Source organism: Neisseria sp. HMSC056A03 (genome assembly GCF_001815685.1).
GTDB classification, from domain to species: Bacteria; Pseudomonadota; Gammaproteobacteria; order Burkholderiales; family Neisseriaceae; genus Neisseria; species Neisseria subflava.
The window spans coordinates 1-612 of the sequence record NZ_KV821628.1 but is presented as its reverse complement, the minus strand read 5'-3'; the positions used below and the strand labels follow the sequence as shown (position 1 = coordinate 612).

The window sequence follows — 612 nt, the reverse complement described above, 5'->3', positions numbered from 1 at the left end:
GTGCTATATGCGCGCAGAGGTCGCCTACCTCGGGGAAATACATTCCATGATGTCTTTGCGTCCGCCGAACGCGGCAAGCGGCATACCGCCGCCGATGACTTTGCCCATCGTGGTCAGGTCGGGCGTGATGCGGTGCAGCGACTGCGCGCCGCCGAGCGCGACGCGGAAGCCGGTCATCACTTCGTCGTAAATCAACACCGCGCCGTGTTTTTCGGTCAATTCGCGCAGGGCTTTGACGAAGGCTTCGGTCGGGCGGACAAGGTTCATATTGCCGACGAAGGGTTCGAGGATGACACAGGCGATTTCGTTACCGTTGCGGGCGAACGCTTCTTCGAGTTGGGCGATGTTGTTGTATTCGAGAACTAAGGTGTGTTTGGTGAAATCGGCGGGAACGCCTGCGGACGACGGATTGCCGAAGGTAAGCAGGCCGCTGCCGGCTTTGACGAGCAGGCTGTCGGAATGGCCGTGGTAGCAGCCTTCGAATTTGATGATTTTGTCGCGTCCGGTAAAGCCGCGCGCAAGGCGGATGGCGGTCATGGTCGCTTCGGTACCGGAAAGGAGTTAAAAGCCCTCAGCCAAAAACAGACCGAAAAGGACAAAGCCAAACCGTCC

Annotated in this window: 1 pseudogene; it reads right to left on the bottom strand. The window is 58.7% G+C overall.

What is annotated here, in order from left to right:
• Window positions 1–30 precede the first annotated feature (30 nt).
• Window positions 31–555: pseudogene (locus HMPREF3052_RS05665) on the bottom strand (aminotransferase class III-fold pyridoxal phosphate-dependent enzyme); the annotation flags it as partial.
• Window positions 556–612 lie beyond the last annotated feature (57 nt).